Source organism: Aquitalea pelogenes, from assembly GCF_041914625.1.
In the GTDB taxonomy this organism is placed as follows: domain Bacteria; phylum Pseudomonadota; class Gammaproteobacteria; order Burkholderiales; family Chromobacteriaceae; genus Aquitalea; species Aquitalea pelogenes.
In genome coordinates this window covers 48,415-68,694 of the sequence record NZ_JAYSDA010000027.1, presented here as the reverse complement: position 1 = coordinate 68,694, position 20,280 = coordinate 48,415, and the positions used below count along the sequence as shown (strand labels likewise).

Genomic DNA, 20,280 nt, shown 5'->3' with positions numbered 1-20,280 from the left:
CCAGGTCGGAACCGGCTTGCGGCTCGGTCAGGTTCATGGTGCCGGTCCATTCGCCACTGGACATGCGCGGCAGGTAAACCGCCTTGAGTTCTTCCGAGGCATGGTGGTGAATGGCCTCTACCGCGCCCAGCGTCAGCAGCGGTGCCAGCGAAAAGGCCAGATTGGATGAGCACCACATTTCTTCGGCAGCAATCGCCACCAGCGCCGGCATGCCCTGCCCGCCAAAATCAGCCGGCGCACGCAGGCCCACCCAGCCGGACTCCACATATTGCTGCCAGGCTTCCTTGAAGCCAGGCGCGGCGGTCACTTCGCCGTCCTTCAGCGTGGCACCCTTGTCGCCCTGCTTGTTGATGGGAGCCAGCACGCCTTCGGCAAACTTGGCGGCTTCTTCCAGAATGGCATCCACCAGCTCGACCGAGCAGTCTTCATAACCCGGCAGGCTGCACACCGAGGTCAGTTCGGCCAATTCATTCAGTACAAAACGGATTTCCTTGACTGGCGCGTTATAGATCATGAATCTCTCCTCATTCTTGCTGCACAACAATCGTCGTAGATATGAAAAAACCGGCACGCCGTCTACCTGATGCATGAGCGCACCTTCCCGTTAGCGGGTAACGGGAAAGCTGGCTCCTCCACGAAGCAGACCGGTCATTGCCGGTTGTTTTTTGTTTTGATCCGGCGGCTATCTTGCCTGCTCGGATGGGGAGGGGCGCCCCTCCCCGCACACCATTACTTGGACAGCTCGGCCAGCAGTTCCGGCACCACGGTGAACAGGTCACCCACGATGCCGTAATCGGCCACCTGGAAGATCGGCGCTTCTTCGTCCTTGTTGATCGCCACGATCACCTTGGAGTCCTTCATGCCAGCCAAATGCTGGATGGCACCGGAAATGCCCACGGCGAAGTACAGTTGCGGCGCAACCACTTTGCCGGTCTGGCCAACCTGGTAGTCGTTCGGTGCGTAGCCAGCATCAACGGCAGCGCGGGAAGCACCTACGGCAGCGCCCAGCTTGTCAGCCAGCGGTTCGATCACGGACTTGAACTGCTCTTCCGAACCCAGGGCACGACCACCGGATACGATGATCTTGGCAGCGCCCAGTTCCGGACGGTCAGACTTGGTCAGTTCCTGGCCGACAAAGCTGGACAGCTGTGCATCAGCCACAGCAGCCACGCTTTCCACGGCGGCAGAGCCACCCTGAGCGGCAGCAGCGTCGAAAGCGGTGGTACGTACGGTGATTACCTTGATGGCATCGGCCGATTGCACGGTGGCCAGCACGTTGCCGGCATACACCGGGCGTACGAAGGTGTCAGCGGATTCGATGGCGGTGATTTCGGAAATCTGTGCCACATCCAGCAAGGCAGCCACGCGCGGCAGCAGGTTCTTGCCAAAGGAGCTGGCCGGAGCCAGTACATGGCTGTAGCCCTTGGCCACTTCCACCACCAGGGCGGACAGTGATTCGGCCAGGCCATGGGCGTACTGGGCAGCTTCAGCAAGCAGTACCTTGCTCACACCAGCCACGCTCTTGGCCGCATCGGCAGCAGCAGCGGCGTTGTGGCCGGCCACCAGTACGTGTACTTCGCCCAGCTTGGCAGCGGCGGTTACGGTATTCAGGGTGCCTGCTTTCAGGCTCTGGTTGTCGTGTTCAGCGATAACGAGAATGGCCATGGCTTACAGCACCTTTGCGTCGTTTTTCAGTTTGGCTACCAGCTCGGCAGCGTTGGCTACCTTGATGCCGGCAGAGCGCTTGGCCGGTTCGGCCACTTTCAGCGTTTTCAGGCGCGGAGTGACGTCCACACCCAGATCGGCAGGGCTGGTCTTGTCCAGCGGCTTCTTCTTGGCGGCCATGATGTTGGGCAGCTTGATGAAGCGCGGCTCGTTCAGGCGCAGGTCGGCGGTAACCACGGCCGGCAGACGCAGCTTGACGGTTTCCAGGCCACCGTCGATTTCGCGGATCACGTCCACGGTTTCGGCAGCGACGTCCACCTTGGAGGCGAAGGTGCCTTGTGCCCAGCCCAGCAAGGCAGCAGCCATCTGGCCGGTCTGGTTGGCATCATCGTCAATGGCTTGCTTGCCGACGATCAGCAGCTGCGGCTGTTCCTTGTCAGCAACGGCTTTCAGCAGCTTGGCCACGGCCAGGGGCTGCAGTTCGGTTTCGGTTTCCACCAGGATGGCGCGGTCGGCACCCATGGCCAGGGCGGTGCGCAGGGTTTCCTCGCACTGCTTGACACCCATGGACACGACCACGATTTCGCTGGCCTTGCCGGCTTCTTTCAGACGGACGGCTTCTTCTACCGCGATTTCGTCAAAGGGGTTCATCGACATCTTGACGTTGGCGATATCCACATCAGAACCGTCGGCCTTTACGCGAACCTTCACGTTGTAATCGACAACGCGTTTAACAGCGACTAGAACTTTCATATTCCTCCAGCGAATAGCTCTCTGGGTTAATCGAACTGGGAAGGGACTTGCTACCGTGGTGTTTCCCGATTATGCCCTAACGCTTTTTCAAACGAGCGTTTGGTTGATTATTTGTGTGTGACACGTAGCAAAAAAACAACTGATTGCAGATACTACGTCATTTCCGCTTAATTTGCATTTCGTCTGCCGCATGGCACAATGCAGTGCAACAATTTCAACGTCATAGCCGGAGAATCATGCATGACTGTCTACTTTGAAGATATCAAGGTTGGCGACTCTGCCGAGTACGCCAAAACCATCACCGAAGCCGATATCCTGATGTTTGCTGCGGTCTCCGGTGATGACAACCCGGTGCACATCAACCAGGAATATGCCGAAACCACACCATTCCAGACCCGCATTGCCCACGGCATGCTGACCGCCAGCCTGATCTCCACCGTGGTGGGAACCAAGCTGCCCGGCAACGGCACCATCTACCTGTCGCAATCCACACGTTTCAAGGCACCGGTGCGTATTGGTCAGACTGTCACCGCCCGCGCCACCGTGGTGGAAATTTTCCCGGACAAAAAGCGTGTGAAGCTGGCCACCCAATGCCTGGTGCAAGGCAAGGTGGTGCTGGATGGTGAGTCGCTGGTGATTGCACCAAGCCGAGCCGAATAAGGATGAAAACAGCTTTGCAGGTAGTGGCCCTGACCGATGAGCAGGGCCATGTCATTGCTCCGGAGCTGCTGGCCAGCTGTAGCCAGCTGCATCATCAGCTGCGTCCCATGCTGCCCGTGGACGGTGCTGCCTATGCAGCAAAAATGCAACGGGTGTGCAGCTACGGTGCCCGCATGGTTGCAGCGGTGGACAGCGAGGGCCGCCCTTTGGGCCTGGCCCTGTTTCGGGTATATGAAAATACCTACGAGGACCTGCGGCTTTATATTGACGACCTGGTCAGTGACGAAGCACATCGCTCACGCGGCATCGGCAGCCTGTTGCTGGACTGGTGTGCAACAGAAGCCCGTCGACTGGGATGTGGCTATCAGGTGCTGGATTCCGGCACCTGGCGCACCGAAGCCCACCGCCTGTACTTCCGCCAGGGCTTCAGCATTTCCTCGTTTCACTTCACCAAGCCATTGAAGTAAACATTGGAGCAATCCGGGCTGTAGCCATGCCACAAGGGAGCACAAGCTCCCTTTTCTTATTTCGCTTGTGGTTGGCGCTGATGCTGGCAAGCCAGAGCCCAGCGCACCGGTTCGGCCACCAGTTCATCCGGGTAATCCTGCCGCTGCTGCAAAGCAGCCACGATGTCCGGATCATACGGCGCATTACCCAAACCAACGGCCAGATTGGAGAGCCATTTGGCATAGCCGATACGGTATATCGGACTGCCGGCCAGTTTTTCCTTGAACATGGCCTCGCTCCAGCCAAACAACTCCAGCAGGCTGACCTGATCCAGACCATGCCGCACGGCAAAGTCCGGCTCGCGGGTATGCACGGCAAAGCGGTTCCACGGACAGGTCAGCTGACAATCATCACAACCATAGACACGGTTGCCAATCATGGAACGAAACTCAAGTGGTATGGCCTCTTTCAACTCGATGGTGAGATAGGAGATGCAGCGCCGCGCATCCACTTTATAAGGTGCGGTGATGGCCTGGGTCGGGCAGACATCGATACAACGGGTGCAACGGCCGCAGTGTTCTGGCTCGGACACATCGGCAGGCAGAGGAAGGTCGGTAAACAACTCGCCCAGAAAATACAGCGAGCCTTGCTCGCGGTTCAACAGCAAGGTGTGCTTGCCGCGCCAGCCAAGGCCGGACTGTGCGGCCAGCGCCACTTCGGCCACCGGCGCACTATCGGTAAACACGCGGTAGCCAAACGGGCCGATATGCTCGGCCACTTTGTCTGCCAGTTTCTGCAAACGTGCCCGCAGCACCTTGTGATAATCCCGCCCCAAGGCATAGCGCGACAGATAGGCAAGTCGGCCATCTGCCAGCACGTCTTCGCTGGCCAGCGCCTCCGCCGGCCAGTAAGGCAGGCGCACGCTGACAATGGACAGGGTGCCGGGTACCAGGTCCGCCGGTTTGACCCGCAGGCTGCCATGCCGGGCCATGTAATCCATCTGGCCATGGCACCCCTCATCCAGCCAGGCCTGTAATTGCACCTCGGCCTGCGCTGGCAGCTGGGCCTTGCTGATTCGAGCCGCGGCAAAGCCCAAATCTTGCGCCCAGGCTTTGATTTGCCCGGCCAATTCGGGATAATCCAGTTTTTGATAGGATTTCTCAGTCATATGGCCATGGATGATACCAGCGTTCGCAGTGGCAACCTGCCCGATGAGTCAGCAACCCTTGCGCTAGGCGCAAGCATGGCTGCCGCACTGCAGGCAGGTGTGGTCATTTTCCTGCAAGGCGACCTTGGTGCAGGAAAAACCACATTTACCCGTGGCCTGCTGGCTGGCCTGGCCTATCATGGCAAGGTAAAGAGCCCCACCTACACGCTGGTGGAAAGCTACCCTTTTGCCGACTTCACCATCCATCATTTCGACCTGTATCGTTTTGCTGACCCGGAAGAATGGGATGACGCAGGTTTCCGTGATTACTTCGGCAAGGATAGCGTTTGTCTGGTCGAGTGGCCGGACAAGGCCGGTGCTTTGCTACCGCCTGCCGATCTGACACTGGAACTTGAAGTCAGCAACACAGGTCGCACGTATCGTTTAACTGCAAGAACAGAAACCGGACAGTCATGCCTGACTCGACTTTCGACCCCATCCGCCGCCGCCTGATTGGTGCGGCTGCCGCCACTTTCCTGCTTAGCGTCAGCAAGCTGGGCTTTGCCAGCAACAGCCAGGTGGTTGCCATCCGTATCTGGCCGGCATCCAGCTATACCCGCATCACGCTGGAAGCCAGTGACGCCATCAAGTTCAAACAGTTCACCATCAGCAATCCCGACCGGCTGGTGATTGATCTGGAAGGCGTGCAACTCAACAGCGTGCTGAAAGACATCAGCAGCCAGATTGCCGATGCCGACCCGTATATCAAGACAGCCCGCGCAGGGCAATTCAGTCCGGATACCGTCCGCCTGGTGCTGGAACTCAAAACCGATGTCAAACCGCAGGCTTTCACCCTCAATCCGGTGGCGGAGTACAAACACCGTCTGGTGATCGACCTCTACCCCACCAGTGGCGCACAAGATGACCCGCTGATGGCTTTGCTCGACGATTACAACAAGGGCAAGCTCACCGAGCCGCCGCCACAGGTAAAGCCGAAGAAGAACGACAGCAACCGCCCCATCGTGGTGATGCTGGACCCAGGCCATGGCGGTGAAGACCCCGGTGCCATCGGCATGAATGGCACCCGCGAAAAAGATATCGTGCTGCGCATCGGCAAGCAGCTGAAGCGTATGATTGATGCCGAGCGCAACATGAAGGCATTCATGACCCGGGAGGAAGACATTTTCATTCCGCTTGGCGTGCGCGTGGCCAAAGCGCGCAAGCTGAATGCCGACCTGTTCATTTCCATCCATGCTGATGCTGCGCCCAACCGTAGCGCCCGCGGCTCTTCGGTTTTCGCCTTGTCCGAAAAAGGCGCTTCCAGTGCCTTCGCCAAAACCATGGCTCAATCGGAAAACAGCTCGGACCTGATTGGCGGGGTGAAAATTGCCAGCAAGGACAAGTTCCTGGCACATACCTTGCTCGACCTGACCCAGACCGCCACCATCAATGACAGCCTGAAACTGGGCAAGATCATGCTGGGCAAGGTAGGCGGTCTGAACAAGCTGCACAGCTCCCAGGTGGAACAAGCCGGCTTTGCCGTTCTCAAGGCACCGGACATCCCGTCCATCCTGGTGGAAACCGCCTTCATCAGTAATCCGGAAGAAGAGCAACGCCTGCTGGACAGCGACTTCCAGCAACAGATGGCCGGCTCCATCCTCAGCGGCGTAAAAACCTACTTCACCCAGGGGGCCGCGCTGGCAGCCCGAGCCTGAGGCAGGAACAAGACGCAAAAAAGCCCGCGTGAGCGGGCTTTTTTCTTGAATGGATCAGCGGTAGCGCGCAGGATCAATCTCGCTATCCGGGCTTTCCTCTACCGCAGGCACACGGTATGTCTCGTTGGCCCACTCACCCAGATCAATCATCTTGCAACGCTCACTGCAAAAGGGACGATACTGACTGGCTGGCTCCCAGCGCACGGCGGCGCTGCAAGTGGGACAGGACACAATACGAACAGCTTGGGACATAAGGCTTAGAACTTGCAGTTGGTCAAAGTGAATTCAACATCCGACTCGGTCTGGCGCGGACGGCTCTCACCGGTGACTGCGCTGACAAAACGGACATTGATGGCATATTTGTTGGCCGAGAGCTCCGGCAGCACGTTCAAGGCCGGATCGTAGGCAATACGGATCATCTGCACCACCTTGCCACCGGACATCTGCTGGAAGGCGCCATTGCGCGCAACATAATGATGCGTCTTGCCACTATCACGCAGCAGATGCAGCAGGATGCGCGCAGCCTCGGCCGTCGGCATCAGCGGTGCCGCCCAGCGCCGCATGTCACGACGTCGCTCTTCAGCCGACTTCTGCTGCCACAAATAGTAGGAGGGCAGATCAAACTGGCAAGTCCCGCCGGGGATACCTGCACGCTGTTTGATCGCCATCAGCCATTCGTTTTCGCGCAGATGCTGGCCGAACTTTCCGGTAATGCCATGCAGCTTTCCGGCTGCCAGCTCAATTTCGTCCAGCACCTTGTCCAGGCTGTCTTCCGCCACATTCGGATTTTCGCGCAGCGCTTCGAGCACCTGCTTCTGACGTTCAAGCTCCTGCAGCAAGTCGGCTTTCAGGTCAGCACGGGATGCAGTCTCCAGCAATTCGAACAGCACCAGCAATGCCGCATGGTGGTCCATTGCATGGTCTTTGCCCAGAAAATAGGCCAGCCGATCATACAACTGCTCCAGACGCAGCAATGTGCGGGTTCGCTCGGTGACAGGAAACTCGAAACTGATCACAAGACGTCTGCCCTTCTTGGTGGCTTGGAAAATGCCTTGTCACGCGCCGTGGGCAAGGTTTGCAAGATAATACTGGTGTTTGGCCTCGACTTGAAGCTGTAATGCTGCAAGTGTGCCGCCATTATCAATGACATCATCGGCCAGTGCCAGTCTTTGGGCGCGACTCATTTGCGCTGCCATGATGGCGCGCACCGCCTCAGCGGTCAAACCACTGCGCGCCTGCACACGCTGTAGCTGTAAATCCTCATCACAGTCCACCAGCAGGGTGCGCTGCACCAGCGCCCGATATTGCGGACTCTCAAACAGCAAAGGCACAACCAGCACAGCATATGATGCTGTTGAATTTGACAGCTGCTGCAGGCTTTGCTCCATGATCAGGGGGTGCAAAATACCTTCGAGACGTTGCCTGCTCGCCGGATTGGCAAACACCAATTCACGCATGCACTTTCTATCCATGGCACCGTTACCATCCAGCACATGCTCGCCAAATGCAGCCACAATCGGTGCAATCGCCCTGCCACCCGCGGCTGTGAGCTGATGGGCAATCACATCGGTATCCACCACATCCGCACCCAACAGGGCAAAATGATCGGCCACTGCACTCTTGCCGGAGCCAATCCCGCCAGTCAGGCCCACCACCTTAATGGACATAGCTACCCAGATACCAACTGACGATTTGCTTGCCCCATAGCAGTGCAATCCACCCGGCAGCAGCCAGATAAGGACCAAACGGCAGTGCCTGACCACGGCCAATGCGCGACAGCAACATCAGGACAATGCCAACCACAGCCCCAACCAGGGAGGAAAGCAAAATGATCAGTGGCAACATGCTCCAGCCCAGCCAGGCACCGAAAGCTGCCAGCAACTTGAAGTCGCCATAGCCCATGCCTTCCTTGCCGGTACATAACTTGAAAAGCCAGTACACCAACCATAAGCTCAGGTAGCCTGCTACTGCACCGATCACCGCATCCTCAAGCGGAACGACTCCGGTGTACAGATTGAATAACAAGCCAGCCCACACCAAGGGCAGGGTCAGATCATCAGGTAACAGCTGGGTATCCGCATCAATGAAGGTGAGTGCGACCAGCACTGCCGTCAACAGCAAGTAACCCAACATGGGCAGGCCCCAGCCAAAGCGCCATGCAACGGAAGCAAACAACAGGCCGGTGAGCAACTCAACTGCCGGATAGCGCCAGCTGATGCCGGTGCCACAGTGCGCGCAGCGACCGCGCAGCAAGGCATAACTGAGCAAGGGGATGTTCTGCCAGGCCTTCACATCCTGCTTGCAGCCAGGACAATGCGATGCAGGCACCAGCAGATTGTATCGCTCAGCATCCTGGACATCCCGACCGAGATATCGATCACATTCCCGCTGCCAGCCACGTTCCATCATGACCGGCAAACGGTGAATGACCACATTCAGGAAACTACCCACCAACAAGCCCAGCAACAACACCATCACCACCAGCAAGCCAGCATTTGCTGACAGCAGACTTCCGATTTCCGCCATGCTTAACCCACCACCTGGCCCATTTTGAAAATCGGCATATACATGGCAATAACCAGGCCGCCAATCAGTACACCCAGAATCACCATGATGGCGGGTTCCAACAGGCTGGAAAGCGAAGCAACAGCGTTATCCACTTCTTCTTCATAAAAATCCGCAATCTTGTCCAGCATCTGGTCGAGTGAACCCGACTCCTCACCAATGGAGGTCATCTGCAGCACCATATTGGGAAACAGCCCGGTACGCTGCATGGAATAGCTCAGGCTGGAACCGGCACTGACATCGTTTTGAATCAGTTTTGTCGCCTCGCTATATACCTGGTTACCCGATGCGCCACCGACAGAATCCAGCGCTTCAACCAGCGGGACACCCGCGGCGAACAAGGTAGACAAAGTACGCGACCAACGTGCGATGGTGGCCTTACGAATGATGTCACCGATGACCGGGAGCTTCAGCAGGATGCGGTCAAACTGTTCCTGCAACTTGGGCGTACGCTTGAATGCATAGAAAAACGCAAAGATTGCACCGAAAATGCTGCCGAATATCAGCCACCACCAATGAACAAAGAAGTCGGACAACCAGATGACAATCAGGGTTGGTGCAGGCAAATCAGCGCCAAAGCTGGAGAACAGATCCTTGAATGCCGGAATCACGTAAATCATGATCACGGCAGTAATGATGAAGGCCGTCGCCACAATGGCGGTGGGGTAGATCATCGCGGACTTGATCTTGCCCTTGATCGCCATCACCTTTTCTTTGTAGGTAGCCAGCTTGTCCAGCAAGGAGTCCAGTACACCACCAGTTTCACCGGCTGCAATCAAATTGCAGAACAGCTTGTCGAAATACAGTGGACGCTTGCGGAATGCCTCTGCCAGAGACAGGCCAGTTTCCACATCCGCGCGTACTTCAAGCAGCATTTTGGTAACTGCCGGATTGCCATGCCCTTTGGCGGCAATATCAAAGGCCTGCAGCAAGGGCACACCCGCCCGCATCATGGTGGAAAGCTGACGGGTGAACAGCGTAATGTCTTTTTCGGTAATCTTGCGGCCAAAACCACTGCGACGGCGCTTGACCTTGACGACATTAATTCCCTGCCGACGCAACTGGGTCTTGGCGACAGCCTCGGTTTCGGCACGCAATTCCCCGCGCACTACCTTTCCTGCACGATCCTTGCCTTCCCATTCCCAGATAAAACCCGGGTTTACCTTTTTCGCCACGGTTGCCATGGTTTATATCTTTCTTATACCTAATCGTTGGTCACAGCCTCGATCTCGGCCAGCGAGGTCAGCCCACGCTTCACCTTCAGCAAACCGGCATGACGCAAATCAATCATGCCCTCTTGCAAGGCAAGGTCACTGATATCAATGGCAGTACCATTCTGCATGATCAGACGGGTCATGGCATCACTGATGGGCATGACTTCATAAATACCGGTACGTCCTTTATAGCCCGAGCCACGGCATTCGTCGCAGCCAACCGGGCCGTATGGTTTCCAGCTGCCATCCAGCTCCTCCGGGCGGAAACCCGCCCGGAGCAAAGCCGGTTCAGGAATATCGATTGGTGCCTTGCAGTGGTTGCACAAGCGTCTGGCCAGACGCTGGGCCATGATCAACAGTACCGAACTGGCTACGTTGAATGGTGCCACACCCATGTTCAGCAAACGCGTCAAGGTGGCAGGCGCATTATTGGTATGCAAGGTGGAAAACACCATGTGGCCGGTCTGTGCGGCCTTGATGGAAATGTCTGCCGTTTCGAAATCCCGGATTTCACCCACCATGATGACATCCGGATCCTGCCGCAGAAACGCCTTCAAGGCCGACGAGAAGGTGAGACCAGCCTTCTCGTTTACATTGACCTGGTTAATGCCAGGCAAATTGATTTCAACCGGATCCTCCGCCGTCGAAATATTGATATCCGGCTTGTTCAGGATATTAAGGCAAGTATAAAGCGAAACCGTTTTACCACTACCGGTAGGCCCGGTTACCAGCACCATCCCGTATGGACGCGCAATGGCTTCGAGCAGCATTTTCTTCTGCTCTGGTTCAAAACCCAGCTGTTCGATATCCAGCGATGCGGCAGAAGCATCCAGAATACGCATTACGATCTTCTCGCCAAACAGGGTTGGCAAGGTACTGACACGAAAATCAATTGAATGTGTTTTGGACAACACCAGCTTCAAACGACCATCCTGTGGTACGCGCTTTTCGGAAATATCCAAGCGCGATATCACCTTGATACGGGATGCAATTTTCTCTTTCAACAGCAAAGGCGGCTGCGCAATCTCTTTCAGCTGGCCATCCACGCGATAGCGAATGCGGTAAAATTTTTCGTAAGGCTCGAAATGGACGTCGGATGCCCCGCCATTAATGGCATCCAGCAGAACCTTGTGAATGAACTTGACGACAGGGGCGTCATCGACATCAGGCTGATTGGTTTCGCTATGCGGGGTTGGCTCATCCGGATCAACAAACTCCAGATCACCGAATTCCTCGTTCTCCAAGGCCTTGATAGCCGCAGTTGCATCTTCGGTGTACTTCCCAATCACTTTGGAAAGTTTGTCATCTTCAACCACCACCACTTCAACCGTTAGTCCGGTCTTGAAAGTAATGGCGTGGAACGCTGATGTCTGAGTCGGATCAGACGTACCAATAAACAGCTTGTTACCACGCTTGAACAAGGGAACCAGACGACGACTACCAATCAATTCGTCATCAACCAGACCCTTGGGCAACTGAACAGGGTCGATGGAACCCATGTCCAGCAAAGGATAACCAAATACCCCCGACGCAAAAGTGGCAACCTCCACTGCGGACATCTTCTTGCTGGCAATCAGTTGCTCGACAAAACTGATGCCAGATGCCTGCGCCTGGCGCTGGATAGCCTCTGCATCCTGTAACAGCAATGCATTGTTCTGCACCAGCGCTCTTCCCAGACCAGATATCCCAGCAGAAGCTTCCATAACTCCCCTTTGCGACTAGACGCTACCAATCAAGCCATATGGCATGCTGGCATTATATGCGCTGCACGGACAAAGTGGCAGGCCCCATGGCTAGGCCTGCTCACTATCCCGCTTCTACAGCAGAATAATGCAAAAAGGACTGCCGAAGCAGTCCTTTTCTTAAGTTTAACTCTCTGAACGAGAATTAGAACTTGTGCTGAACACCAACAGCAACGGTGCGCTCGTTGGAGAACTTGTTATCGTTCGAATCACGATAGGTGTTCTGAACGTAACCGTAAGAAGCGTAAGCAGTGGTACGCTTGCTCAGAGCATAGTCAGCACCCAGTACGTACTGGTTCAGGTGACCCTTAACATCGGTACCGTCAACCGAAGCACCCCATACACGGCCATAGGAGAATTTCGGGGTGATAGCGCCAATGGTGTAACCCAGGGTCAGACCAGCTTCTTTTTTCTTCAGCTCGGAACCGTTCGGCAGATCAGTGGTAGAGGCGAAGCCGAAGGTAGCATCGGTAGTACCGGAAGCCAGCTTGGATTGACCATAGTAAGCAGCTGCCAGGATATTGTTGGCGTTGTAGCCAGCTTCCAGACGCCAGTAGTTACCAGCCTTGTTACCAGCAATGTTGTTGTTGAAACGCTGATAGCCAAAGGTACCGAAGTAACCAGAGTTGGTGTAGGTGGTACCGAAGCTGAAGGTATTTTGCTTGTTGGTAGCGTTGGTTTCGTCAACACCGTAAACAACAGCACCGCTCAGACCGGCAACAAATTCCGGGATGTCGTAACGGATGGCGTTGTTAACACGACCGTCCAGCTGGTTGATGGAGCTGTAGGACTGACCGTTAACACCCTTGTTACCGTAGATCCAGGCATCCGGAGCGCCAGCGTCGGAGTTCAGGAAGGTGCTCAGCTTACCGATACGTACCTTACCGAAAGCGCCTTGCAGACCAACGAAGGAATCGCGAGTAGCGAAGGTGTTGGAAGCGTTAACGGTGGTACCGTCGATGCTCAGGCCTTGCTCAACTTGCCAGATGGCTTTCAGGCCATTGCCCAGGTCTTCGTTACCCTTGAAACCGATCAGGGAACCGGTGTCGTCGATACGGGAAACAGCCTTCGGCTTGCCATTTACATCCTTAACGCCGTTAGCGTAGGTCTTGTTGCTTTCCATGTCGGCTTCGATAGTGCCGTAAATGGTTACATCAGCCATTGCGTGAGCTACCGGCAGAGCGGCCAGAGCCAGGGCGATCAGCTTCTTGTTCATCGCTAATTCCTTTCGAAGTCAGTTAATGTAGTCCTGTTAGATTGCCTTGCCAGCGCAAGACACCCGGACATTTTTTCACCGCCGATTGATCGGCTGGTTGCTGGCTGAAATATAAAACGCCCGTTGCAAAAATACAAAACATCGCAGCGAAACCGTAGTAACAGCCGGAAGCACCCAGCCAGCAACAAAACAACAAGTCTTTGTTTTTATTGATATTTACTAAAAATTATCGCTTCAAACCGGCAAAACCAAAAAAACAACAACCCCAGCAAAGTGTTGCAAAAATGCTAATAATGGACTGTTTTTTGCATGCCTACCAACCACCTGACAACGCCCTATCATGTCCAATACCAACATTTTCTGGTTCCGCCGCGACCTGAGGCTGGATGACAATGCAGCGCTGTACCATGCACTGAAAGCTGGCAAACCCGTCCGCTGCCTGTTTGTTTTTGACCGTGAAATTCTGGATGAACTTGCTGCCGATGACAGACGGATCGACTTCATCTGGCAATCAGTTGCCGTGCTACGACAGGAGCTGAATCGCATAGGCAGCGATTTGCATGTGACACAAGGGCGAGCCTCTGATGTTGTTCCGGCACTGGCGCAACAGTGGCAGGCAGATTCTGTATTTGCCAACCGTGACTACGAACCTGCAGCACGCATGCGTGATCAGCACGTCGCTGAGCAGCTGGCACAACAGGGGCGTCAACTGCAGTTGTTCAAGGATCAGGTCATCTTTGAAACAGATGAAATTCTCACCACCACACGACGCCCCTACACGGTATTCACACCTTATAAGAATGCATGGCTGAAAAAACTGGATGGGTTTTACATGCAGGCCTATCCGACTCACCAGTATCTGCAGCACCTGGACCGATGGAGCCCCTCTCCCACACCATCACTGGAAGAGCTGGGTTTTAAAGCCGGCCTGCTGAGCCTGAAAGGTGGCAGTCATGCGGCACAGCAGCTGTTTACCGACTTTTGTCAGCGCATCTCACATTACAAGATATGGCGTGACTATCCGGCAACCAAAGGGGTGTCCTATCTTTCAACCCACTTGCGCTTCGGTAACATTTCCATCAGAAAACTGGTTCAGTTTGCTTGCCTGCAAGGCGGTGAGGGAGCTGACTGCTGGCTGGGCGAGTTGATCTGGCGTGATTTCTATCAGCAGCTGATTTGGCACTTTCCCATTGCTGCCGGACAAAGTTTCAAGGAAGAGTATCGTCAGCTGGCATTTGAGAATCGTGAAGAGTGGCTGATTGCATGGCAGGAGGGACGTACAGGCTATCCGATCGTGGATGCGGCAATGCGCCAACTGAACCAGAGCGGCTACATGCATAACCGCTTACGCATGATTACAGCCAGTTTTTTGGTCAAGGATTTGCTGATTGACTGGCGCAAGGGGGAAGCGTACTTCGCCGCCAAATTGATCGATTTTGACCTGGCAGCCAACAATGGTGGCTGGCAGTGGGCAGCCTCAACCGGCTGCGATGCACAGCCCTATTTCAGGATATTCAATCCGGTCACCCAGTCCGCCAAATTTGATCCTGATGGCAAGTTCATCCGTCGCTATGTACCCGAACTGGCCCAGTTCAATAACAAGGACATTCATGCTCCATGGCTGGCAAAAAATCCGCCCATGGGCTTTCAACTGGGCAGAGACTACCCGAAACCACTGGTTGACCATGCGGAACAGCGACAGAAAGCCTTGATGCTGTTTGGCAAAAGCAAGGAGTGACAATAGCAAAAAGCGCCCATATGGGCGCTTTGCTTTTACAACGACAGCTTCAGCAGCTCACTTTTTCGCCGGCGCGGCCTTGGCTGCTGGTGCAGCCGCCTTGGCAGGGGTTGCGGCCGCAGGAGCGGGAACGGTACTAGTCCCGGTGACACTGATGTCCTTCTTCAACTTTTCCAGTGTCTTGTCGCCGATACCGCTTACCTTCTTCAGGTCATCCACGGTCTTGAATGCACCATTCTTGGTGCGGTAATCGATAATGGCTTTGGCCTTGACCGGGCCGATGCCATTGAGAGACTCCAGCTGCTGCTGGTTAGCCGTATTAATGTTGATAGCGGCCAGTGCAGAGGCGCAGATAAAAAACATACCAACAATCAGCGCAAACAGTTTTTTCATGTAACGAGGCTCCTTACATTGATTGAAAACATTCCAGTCAATAACGATGCAACAGTAATTCCAGTACTACTTTGCTACCGATGTAAGCAAGCAACAAGGTCCCGAAGCCAGCCAGTGTCCAGCGTATCGCAATCTTCCCGCGCCATCCCTTGAAATGTCGACCCAAGAGCAAAGCAGCGAACAATAACCAGGAGATGACGGAAAAGACTGTCTTATGGCTCAGGGCAACTGCTTTGCCAAACACCTCTTCAGAAAAAACGATGCCGGTCAGCAGGGACACCGTCAGCAGCAAGAAGCCGATGCCGATTACCTGAAACATCATTTTTTCCAACGAGAGCAAAGGCGGAAGCTGTCGTACCAGCGATAACCAACGCTTGTCGTGCAGGGCTTTCTCGAGGAACAACATCAATACGGCCAGCAACGCTGCAATGGCAAACAGACTGTAAGCCACAATCGATACCAAAACATGCAGGGCGAAAGCCGGATTGCCAAGGTCATGGATGATGTGCTCACCCGGAAATACCAGCGAGAACACCAGTGTGAATACGGCCAATGGCATCATGAACAACTGCAGGCCCTCTACCCGGTAGAAAAAGCCACATGTCCAGTAAATCACCAGCATCATCCAAACCACAACCGACAGGGCACGCCCCACTCCCAAGGAAAACATCACGCCTTCCGACAAAGGAGACACTACCGCATAGGCATGCACTAACAGCAAGAAACCCAGCGCGGTATGCTCCAGTTTCGGGTTACGCGGCAAACTGGCAACACCCTTCCAGTTACCGATGAAATGCCATGAGAGCCCGGCATAGGCCAGACTCAGCAGAATAGTCAGGGAAAAAAGAAACGCGGTCATGGTGTTAGCGCCATCATTTGCGGGCGTCAACCCGGCAGCTCGTGGTAAAATCGTAAGTTTGAAAGTCTACACCAACCTGTCCCTTGTTGGCAGACAGAAGGACTCAGCATGTTAGACAACCTGACCAACCGCCTGTCCGGCGTCATCAAGAACCTGCGCGGCAATGCCCGCCTGACCGAAACCAACATCCAGGATGCACTGCGGGAAGTCCGCATGGCATTGCTGGAGGCCGACGTCGCACTTCCTGTCGTGAAGGCATTCATTTCCCAGATCAAGGAACGTGCTCTGGGTCAGGAAGTCATGGGCAGCCTGACACCGGGGCAAGCCCTGGTCGGCGTGGTCAACGAAGAACTTGTCAAATTGATGGGGGAGAAAAACGACGCCCTCAATCTGGCAGCTGTTCCACCAGCCATTGTACTGATGGCTGGCTTGCAGGGTGCAGGTAAAACCACAACCGTTGGCAAGCTGGCCAAATTACTGAAAGAAACCCAGAAGAAGAAAGTTCTGGTGGTTTCCGCTGACGTTTACCGTCCAGCTGCGATCGAGCAGCTGAAATTGCTGGCTGAACAGGTAGGTGTCGAGTGGTTCCCCTCCGACGGCAATCAAAAGCCGGTGGATATCGCACGTGCCGCTGTTGATCATGCCAAGCGCCACTTTTTTGATGTACTGATGGTGGATACTGCCGGTCGCCTGGCCATTGATGAAGCGATGATGGCCGAGATCAAGGCGGTACACGCTGCCATCAACCCGGTCGAAACGCTGTTTGTGGTGGATGCCATGCAAGGCCAGGATGCAGTCAATACTGCGCAGGCCTTTAATGAAGCCCTGCCGCTGACCGGCGTTATCCTGACCAAGATGGATGGTGACTCGCGCGGTGGTGCTGCGCTGTCCGTACGCCACATCACGGGCAAACCGATCAAGTTTATTGGTGTTGGCGAAAAAGTAAGCGGGCTTGAAGCCTTCCACCCGGATCGTATCGCCAGCCGTATTCTGGGCATGGGTGATGTGCTGTCCCTGATCGAAGAAGTCCAGAAGGGCATCGATCAGGATGAAGCTGCTGCCATGGCCAAGAAGCTCAAGTCTGGCAAGGGCTTTGACCTAGAAGACTTCAAGGCACAGATGCAGCAGATGAAGAAAATGGGCGGCATGTCCAATCTGCTGGAGAAAATGCCTGGTCAGCTTGGTCAGATGGCCAAGGGTATTCAGGGTGCAGAAGCAGAAAAGTCCATGCGTCGCATTGAGGGCATCATCAATGCCATGACCATGGAGGAACGTCGCAAGCCCGAGTTGATCAAGGCCAGCCGCAAACGCCGCATTGCCGCAGGCTCCGGTGTGACGGTGCAAGAGGTCAACCGCCTGCTGAACCAGTTTGAGCAGACCCAGAAAATGATGAAGCAGTTTTCAGCCAAAGGCGGGCTGATGAAAATGATGCGCGGCATGAAAGGCATGATGCCGGGAATGTAAGCAAAACGGGTGCTCTGCACCCGTTTTGCTTGATGTGAAGGGAAATCATGTTGTTTGATGTAGTGGTACTCACCAAGCACAGCCTGCTGGAACTGGATACCGATGACTGGTACTGCAAACAGGTCCATCACGAAGATGGTTTGGTGCTGGATGCCCTGACAAAGCAGGGTTTGCGTGTCGCACGCAAAGCGTGGGATGACCCGGATTTTGACTGGCAGCAAACGCGAAGCCTGCTGTTTCGGACCACCTGGGACTACTTTGACCGCTATGCAGAATTCCGCCCTTGGCTAAACAAGGTGGCCAAGCAGACCACCCTGTTTAATAGTGCAGCACTCATCGACTGGAATATCGACAAGCATTACCTGCGCTTCATTGCAGAAAAAGGCATCAATGTCGTGAAGACCCACTACATTGAAAAGGGTGATAAGCGCCCCCTGGCACAATGCCTGGCGGAGAGTGGCTGGTCAGACGCCATTCTCAAGCCGGTTGTGTCAGGATCGGCACGGCATACTTACCGTCTTGCGCCTACGAATGCACTGGCACTGGAATGCACTTTTGCTGAACTGGTTCAACAGGAGGCACTGCTGTTACAGCCTTTCCAGCATGCAATCCTGACCGAAGGCGAGATATCGCTGATGGTGATTGATGGTCAGTTCAGCCATGCCATCCGCAAGGTGCCAAAAACTGGCGACTTCCGGGTACAGGATGATCATGGTGGCAGTGTCCATCCACACATGGCCAGCCATGAAGAGCAGCAGTTTGCGGAACATGCCGTTGCGGCGATTCCGTTTGATGTGCTTTATGCGCGTGTGGATATCGTGCGCGACAATGCCGGTCAGCTAGCCATCATGGAAGTTGAAATGATTGAACCGGAGCTTTTTTTCCGCTATCGGCCTGAAGCTGCCGATAGCCTGGCTAGCGGATTAGCACGCCGCCTGGCCGCGCTGTAAAAATAGATTTGTTTTGTACTGAAACCTGCCAGCATGTCTGGCACACCACGTTTGGAAATACCTCGTCATGAATCTGAACCCGCTGATCGCCCTGAGTCCTCTGGATGGCCGTTACGCCGCCCAGGTTGAAGGCTTGCGCAACCTGTTCTCCGAATATGGCCTGATGAAATTCCGTATCAAGGTTGAACTGGAATGGCTGAAAATGCTGGCCGCCGAGCCGGGCATCGAGGAAGTGAAACCTTTCTCCGAAGCGACTATCCGCGAAATCGATGACGTCATTGCCAACTTCACCGTGCAGCATGGTGAAGAGGTGAAGGCAATTGAAGCCCGCACGAACCATGACGTCAAGGCAATCGAATACTGGCTGAAAGAACGCCTCTCCGGCAATGCAGAAGTAATGGCAGCCAGCGAGTTCATTCACTTCGCCTGCACTTCCGAAGACATCAACAACCTGTCGCATGCCCTGATGCTGAAGACCGCACGCAATACCGTGGTCTTGCCTGCGCTGGACGAAGTGATTCACAAGCTGCAACAACTGGCGCACGAACTGGCTGACCTGCCCATGATGTGCCGTACCCATGGCCAACCCGCCACGCCGTCCACCATGGGCAAGGAACTGGCCAACACCGTTTACCGCCTGAAGCGCCAACGTGAACAACTGGTGTCGCAGGAAATCCTGGGCAAGATCAACGGTGCCGTTGGCAACTACAATGCGCATCTGGTTGCCTACCCGCAAATCGACTGGGAAAGCCTGTGTGGCCGCTTCGTCTCCGGACTGGGCCTCACCTTCAATCCCTACACCATCCAGATCGAGCCGCATGACTACATGGCCGAGCTGTACCAGGTGGTAGGCCGCATCAATACCATCCTGATCGACCTGAACCGCGATATCTGGGGCTACATCTCGCTGGGCTACTTCAAGCAAAAAGTGAAGAAGGATGAAGTAGGCAGCTCGACCATGCCGCACAAGGTCAACCCGATCGACTTCGAGAACTCCGAAGGCAATCTGGGCATGGCCAATGCCATCCTGCAACACCTGGCAGAAAAGCTGCCGGTTTCCCGCTGGCAGCGTGACCTGACCGACTCCACCGTATTGCGCAATATGGGTGTTGGCTTCGGCTATACCATGCTGGGTTTCAAAGCCTGCCTCAAGGGCCTGAACAAGCTGGAAATCAATCCGGTAGCCATTACTGAAGAACTGGGTCGCAGCTGGGAATTGCTGGCTGAACCGATCCAGACCGTAATGCGCCGCTACGGTGTACCCAACCCTTACGAGCAATTGAAAGAGCTGACCCGCGGCAAGGATGGCATTACCCGCGAAACACTGTCCGCCTTCATCAAGGGACTGGAAATTCCGGAAGCTGAAAAGGTACGCCTGCTGGAGCTGACTCCGATTGCCTACGTTGGCAAGGCAGCAGAACTGGCAAAACGCATCTGATCACCCCTGACCAGCCAAGCAAACCGCCTTCGATGAAGGCGGTTTTTTATTGCCTATTGCATTAGGCATGAATCAGAAAAAGAAATGGGCCATCTTCCAAAGAAGACGGCCCGAAAATATGACTCGAGGGAATACGTTCCTGAACAGCAAACTGAACGTAATGGTGTGCTTGCGCACATACAAGAAAAGACCACTCTTGAGAGTGGTCTTTTCTTGAAAACTTGGTTGCGGGGGCAGGATTCGAACCTACGACCTTCGGGTTATGAGCCCGACGAGCTACCAGACTGCTCCACCCCGCGTCAGAGAAATGAATA

21 protein-coding genes and 1 tRNA gene are annotated in these 20,280 nt (G+C 55.0%); 8 read left to right on the top strand and 14 right to left on the bottom strand.

Annotated features, from left to right (window positions below; translation table 11 throughout):
• From ACE3SE_RS18110 to ACE3SE_RS18100, 3 genes are all read right to left on the bottom strand, one after another.
• Nucleotides 1-514, bottom strand: a 514-nt coding sequence (locus ACE3SE_RS18110) for an acyl-CoA dehydrogenase family protein (RefSeq protein WP_374557298.1), incomplete at its 3' end; no start/stop codon positions are given.
• Nucleotides 515-729: 215 nt separating this feature from the next.
• A complete protein-coding gene (locus ACE3SE_RS18105; protein WP_374557296.1) occupies nucleotides 730-1,665 on the bottom strand; it encodes an electron transfer flavoprotein subunit alpha/FixB family protein in 936 nt (311 codons plus the stop codon).
• 3 nt (nucleotides 1,666-1,668) lie between these two features.
• Complete coding sequence (locus ACE3SE_RS18100; protein ID WP_045845408.1) at nucleotides 1,669-2,418, bottom strand: electron transfer flavoprotein subunit beta/FixA family protein; 750 nt, start codon at nucleotides 2,416-2,418, stop codon at nucleotides 1,669-1,671.
• 240 nt (nucleotides 2,419-2,658) lie between these two features.
• On the opposite strand from ACE3SE_RS18100, the gene ACE3SE_RS18095 reads away from it, so the two are divergent.
• Complete coding sequence (locus tag ACE3SE_RS18095; protein WP_131355813.1) at nucleotides 2,659-3,078, top strand: MaoC family dehydratase; 420 nt, start codon at nucleotides 2,659-2,661, stop codon at nucleotides 3,076-3,078.
• A gap of 2 nt (nucleotides 3,079-3,080) precedes the next feature.
• Nucleotides 3,081-3,545: a GNAT family N-acetyltransferase gene (locus ACE3SE_RS18090; protein ID WP_052693773.1), complete on the top strand. Its 465-nt coding sequence runs from the start codon at nucleotides 3,081-3,083 to the stop codon at nucleotides 3,543-3,545.
• 56 nt (nucleotides 3,546-3,601) lie between these two features.
• Here the strand turns inward: ACE3SE_RS18090 and queG are convergent, their stop codons facing one another.
• Nucleotides 3,602-4,693 carry a tRNA epoxyqueuosine(34) reductase QueG gene (gene queG / locus ACE3SE_RS18085; protein WP_374557293.1) on the bottom strand — a complete coding sequence of 364 codons (1,092 nt, stop codon included), beginning with the start codon at nucleotides 4,691-4,693 and terminating at the stop codon, nucleotides 3,602-3,604.
• Between the two features lie 6 nt (nucleotides 4,694-4,699).
• On the opposite strand from queG, the gene tsaE reads away from it, so the two are divergent.
• Nucleotides 4,700-5,185, top strand: coding sequence for a tRNA (adenosine(37)-N6)-threonylcarbamoyltransferase complex ATPase subunit type 1 TsaE (tsaE, locus tag ACE3SE_RS18080; RefSeq protein WP_045845433.1), 486 nt, complete (start codon nucleotides 4,700-4,702; stop codon nucleotides 5,183-5,185).
• Nucleotides 5,146-6,387 (top strand): N-acetylmuramoyl-L-alanine amidase, encoded by a 1,242-nt coding sequence (locus ACE3SE_RS18075; RefSeq protein ID WP_374557291.1) that lies wholly within the window; start codon nucleotides 5,146-5,148, stop codon nucleotides 6,385-6,387. Before tsaE ends, ACE3SE_RS18075 begins: the two co-directional genes overlap by 40 nt.
• Before the next feature lie 54 nt (nucleotides 6,388-6,441).
• On the opposite strand, the gene yacG is transcribed toward ACE3SE_RS18075, so the two are convergent.
• The 7 genes from yacG to ACE3SE_RS18040 form a co-directional block, all read right to left on the bottom strand.
• Nucleotides 6,442-6,639: a DNA gyrase inhibitor YacG gene (gene yacG, locus ACE3SE_RS18070; protein WP_374557289.1), complete on the bottom strand. Its 198-nt coding sequence runs from the start codon at nucleotides 6,637-6,639 to the stop codon at nucleotides 6,442-6,444.
• A 5-nt stretch (nucleotides 6,640-6,644) separates the two neighbouring features.
• Nucleotides 6,645-7,403, bottom strand: coding sequence for a cell division protein ZapD (gene zapD / locus ACE3SE_RS18065; protein WP_374557286.1), 759 nt, complete (start codon nucleotides 7,401-7,403; stop codon nucleotides 6,645-6,647).
• A gap of 39 nt (nucleotides 7,404-7,442) precedes the next feature.
• Nucleotides 7,443-8,054 (bottom strand): dephospho-CoA kinase, encoded by a 612-nt coding sequence (coaE, locus tag ACE3SE_RS18060; RefSeq protein WP_374557284.1) that lies wholly within the window; start codon nucleotides 8,052-8,054, stop codon nucleotides 7,443-7,445.
• Nucleotides 8,044-8,913: a prepilin peptidase gene (locus tag ACE3SE_RS18055; RefSeq protein WP_131355821.1), complete on the bottom strand. Its 870-nt coding sequence runs from the start codon at nucleotides 8,911-8,913 to the stop codon at nucleotides 8,044-8,046. Before ACE3SE_RS18055 ends, coaE begins: the two co-directional genes overlap by 11 nt.
• Nucleotides 8,914-8,915: 2 nt before the next feature.
• Nucleotides 8,916-10,136 carry a type II secretion system F family protein gene (locus ACE3SE_RS18050; protein ID WP_131355824.1) on the bottom strand — a complete coding sequence of 407 codons (1,221 nt, stop codon included), beginning with the start codon at nucleotides 10,134-10,136 and terminating at the stop codon, nucleotides 8,916-8,918.
• 20 nt (nucleotides 10,137-10,156) lie between these two features.
• Entirely contained in the window at nucleotides 10,157-11,869 is a 1,713-nt protein-coding gene (gene pilB, locus ACE3SE_RS18045; protein WP_374557281.1) for a type IV-A pilus assembly ATPase PilB, read from the bottom strand.
• A 184-nt stretch (nucleotides 11,870-12,053) separates the two neighbouring features.
• The gene (locus ACE3SE_RS18040) at nucleotides 12,054-13,124 is read right to left on the bottom strand and encodes a porin (RefSeq protein WP_374557280.1); all 1,071 of its coding nucleotides are present in this window, start codon (nucleotides 13,122-13,124) and stop codon (nucleotides 12,054-12,056) included.
• A gap of 340 nt (nucleotides 13,125-13,464) precedes the next feature.
• Here ACE3SE_RS18040 and ACE3SE_RS18035 point away from each other — a divergent pair, with 340 nt between their 5' ends.
• Complete coding sequence (locus ACE3SE_RS18035; RefSeq protein ID WP_374557278.1) at nucleotides 13,465-14,862, top strand: cryptochrome/photolyase family protein; 1,398 nt, start codon at nucleotides 13,465-13,467, stop codon at nucleotides 14,860-14,862.
• Between the two features lie 57 nt (nucleotides 14,863-14,919).
• On the opposite strand, the gene ACE3SE_RS18030 is transcribed toward ACE3SE_RS18035, so the two are convergent.
• Together ACE3SE_RS18030 and ACE3SE_RS18025 are read right to left on the bottom strand one after the other, a co-directional pair.
• Nucleotides 14,920-15,255 (bottom strand): ComEA family DNA-binding protein, encoded by a 336-nt coding sequence (locus ACE3SE_RS18030; protein WP_045845420.1) that lies wholly within the window; start codon nucleotides 15,253-15,255, stop codon nucleotides 14,920-14,922.
• A 37-nt stretch (nucleotides 15,256-15,292) separates the two neighbouring features.
• Entirely contained in the window at nucleotides 15,293-16,114 is an 822-nt protein-coding gene (locus ACE3SE_RS18025) for a cytochrome C assembly family protein (RefSeq protein WP_062786365.1), read from the bottom strand.
• Nucleotides 16,115-16,222: 108 nt separating this feature from the next.
• Between ACE3SE_RS18025 and ffh the strand changes: the two genes are divergently transcribed.
• From ffh to purB, 3 genes are all read left to right on the top strand, one after another.
• Complete coding sequence (gene ffh / locus ACE3SE_RS18020) at nucleotides 16,223-17,578, top strand: signal recognition particle protein (RefSeq protein ID WP_045845422.1); 1,356 nt, start codon at nucleotides 16,223-16,225, stop codon at nucleotides 17,576-17,578.
• Between the two features lie 143 nt (nucleotides 17,579-17,721).
• Nucleotides 17,722-18,528 carry an ATP-grasp domain-containing protein gene (locus ACE3SE_RS18015; RefSeq protein ID WP_242673568.1) on the top strand — a complete coding sequence of 269 codons (807 nt, stop codon included), beginning with the start codon at nucleotides 17,722-17,724 and terminating at the stop codon, nucleotides 18,526-18,528.
• A 67-nt stretch (nucleotides 18,529-18,595) separates the two neighbouring features.
• A complete protein-coding gene (gene purB, locus ACE3SE_RS18010) occupies nucleotides 18,596-19,966 on the top strand; it encodes an adenylosuccinate lyase (RefSeq protein ID WP_374557275.1) in 1,371 nt (456 codons plus the stop codon).
• A gap of 222 nt (nucleotides 19,967-20,188) precedes the next feature.
• On the opposite strand, the gene ACE3SE_RS18005 is transcribed toward purB, so the two are convergent.
• Nucleotides 20,189-20,265: transfer RNA gene (locus ACE3SE_RS18005), tRNA-Met, on the bottom strand.
• Nucleotides 20,266-20,280 lie beyond the last annotated feature (15 nt).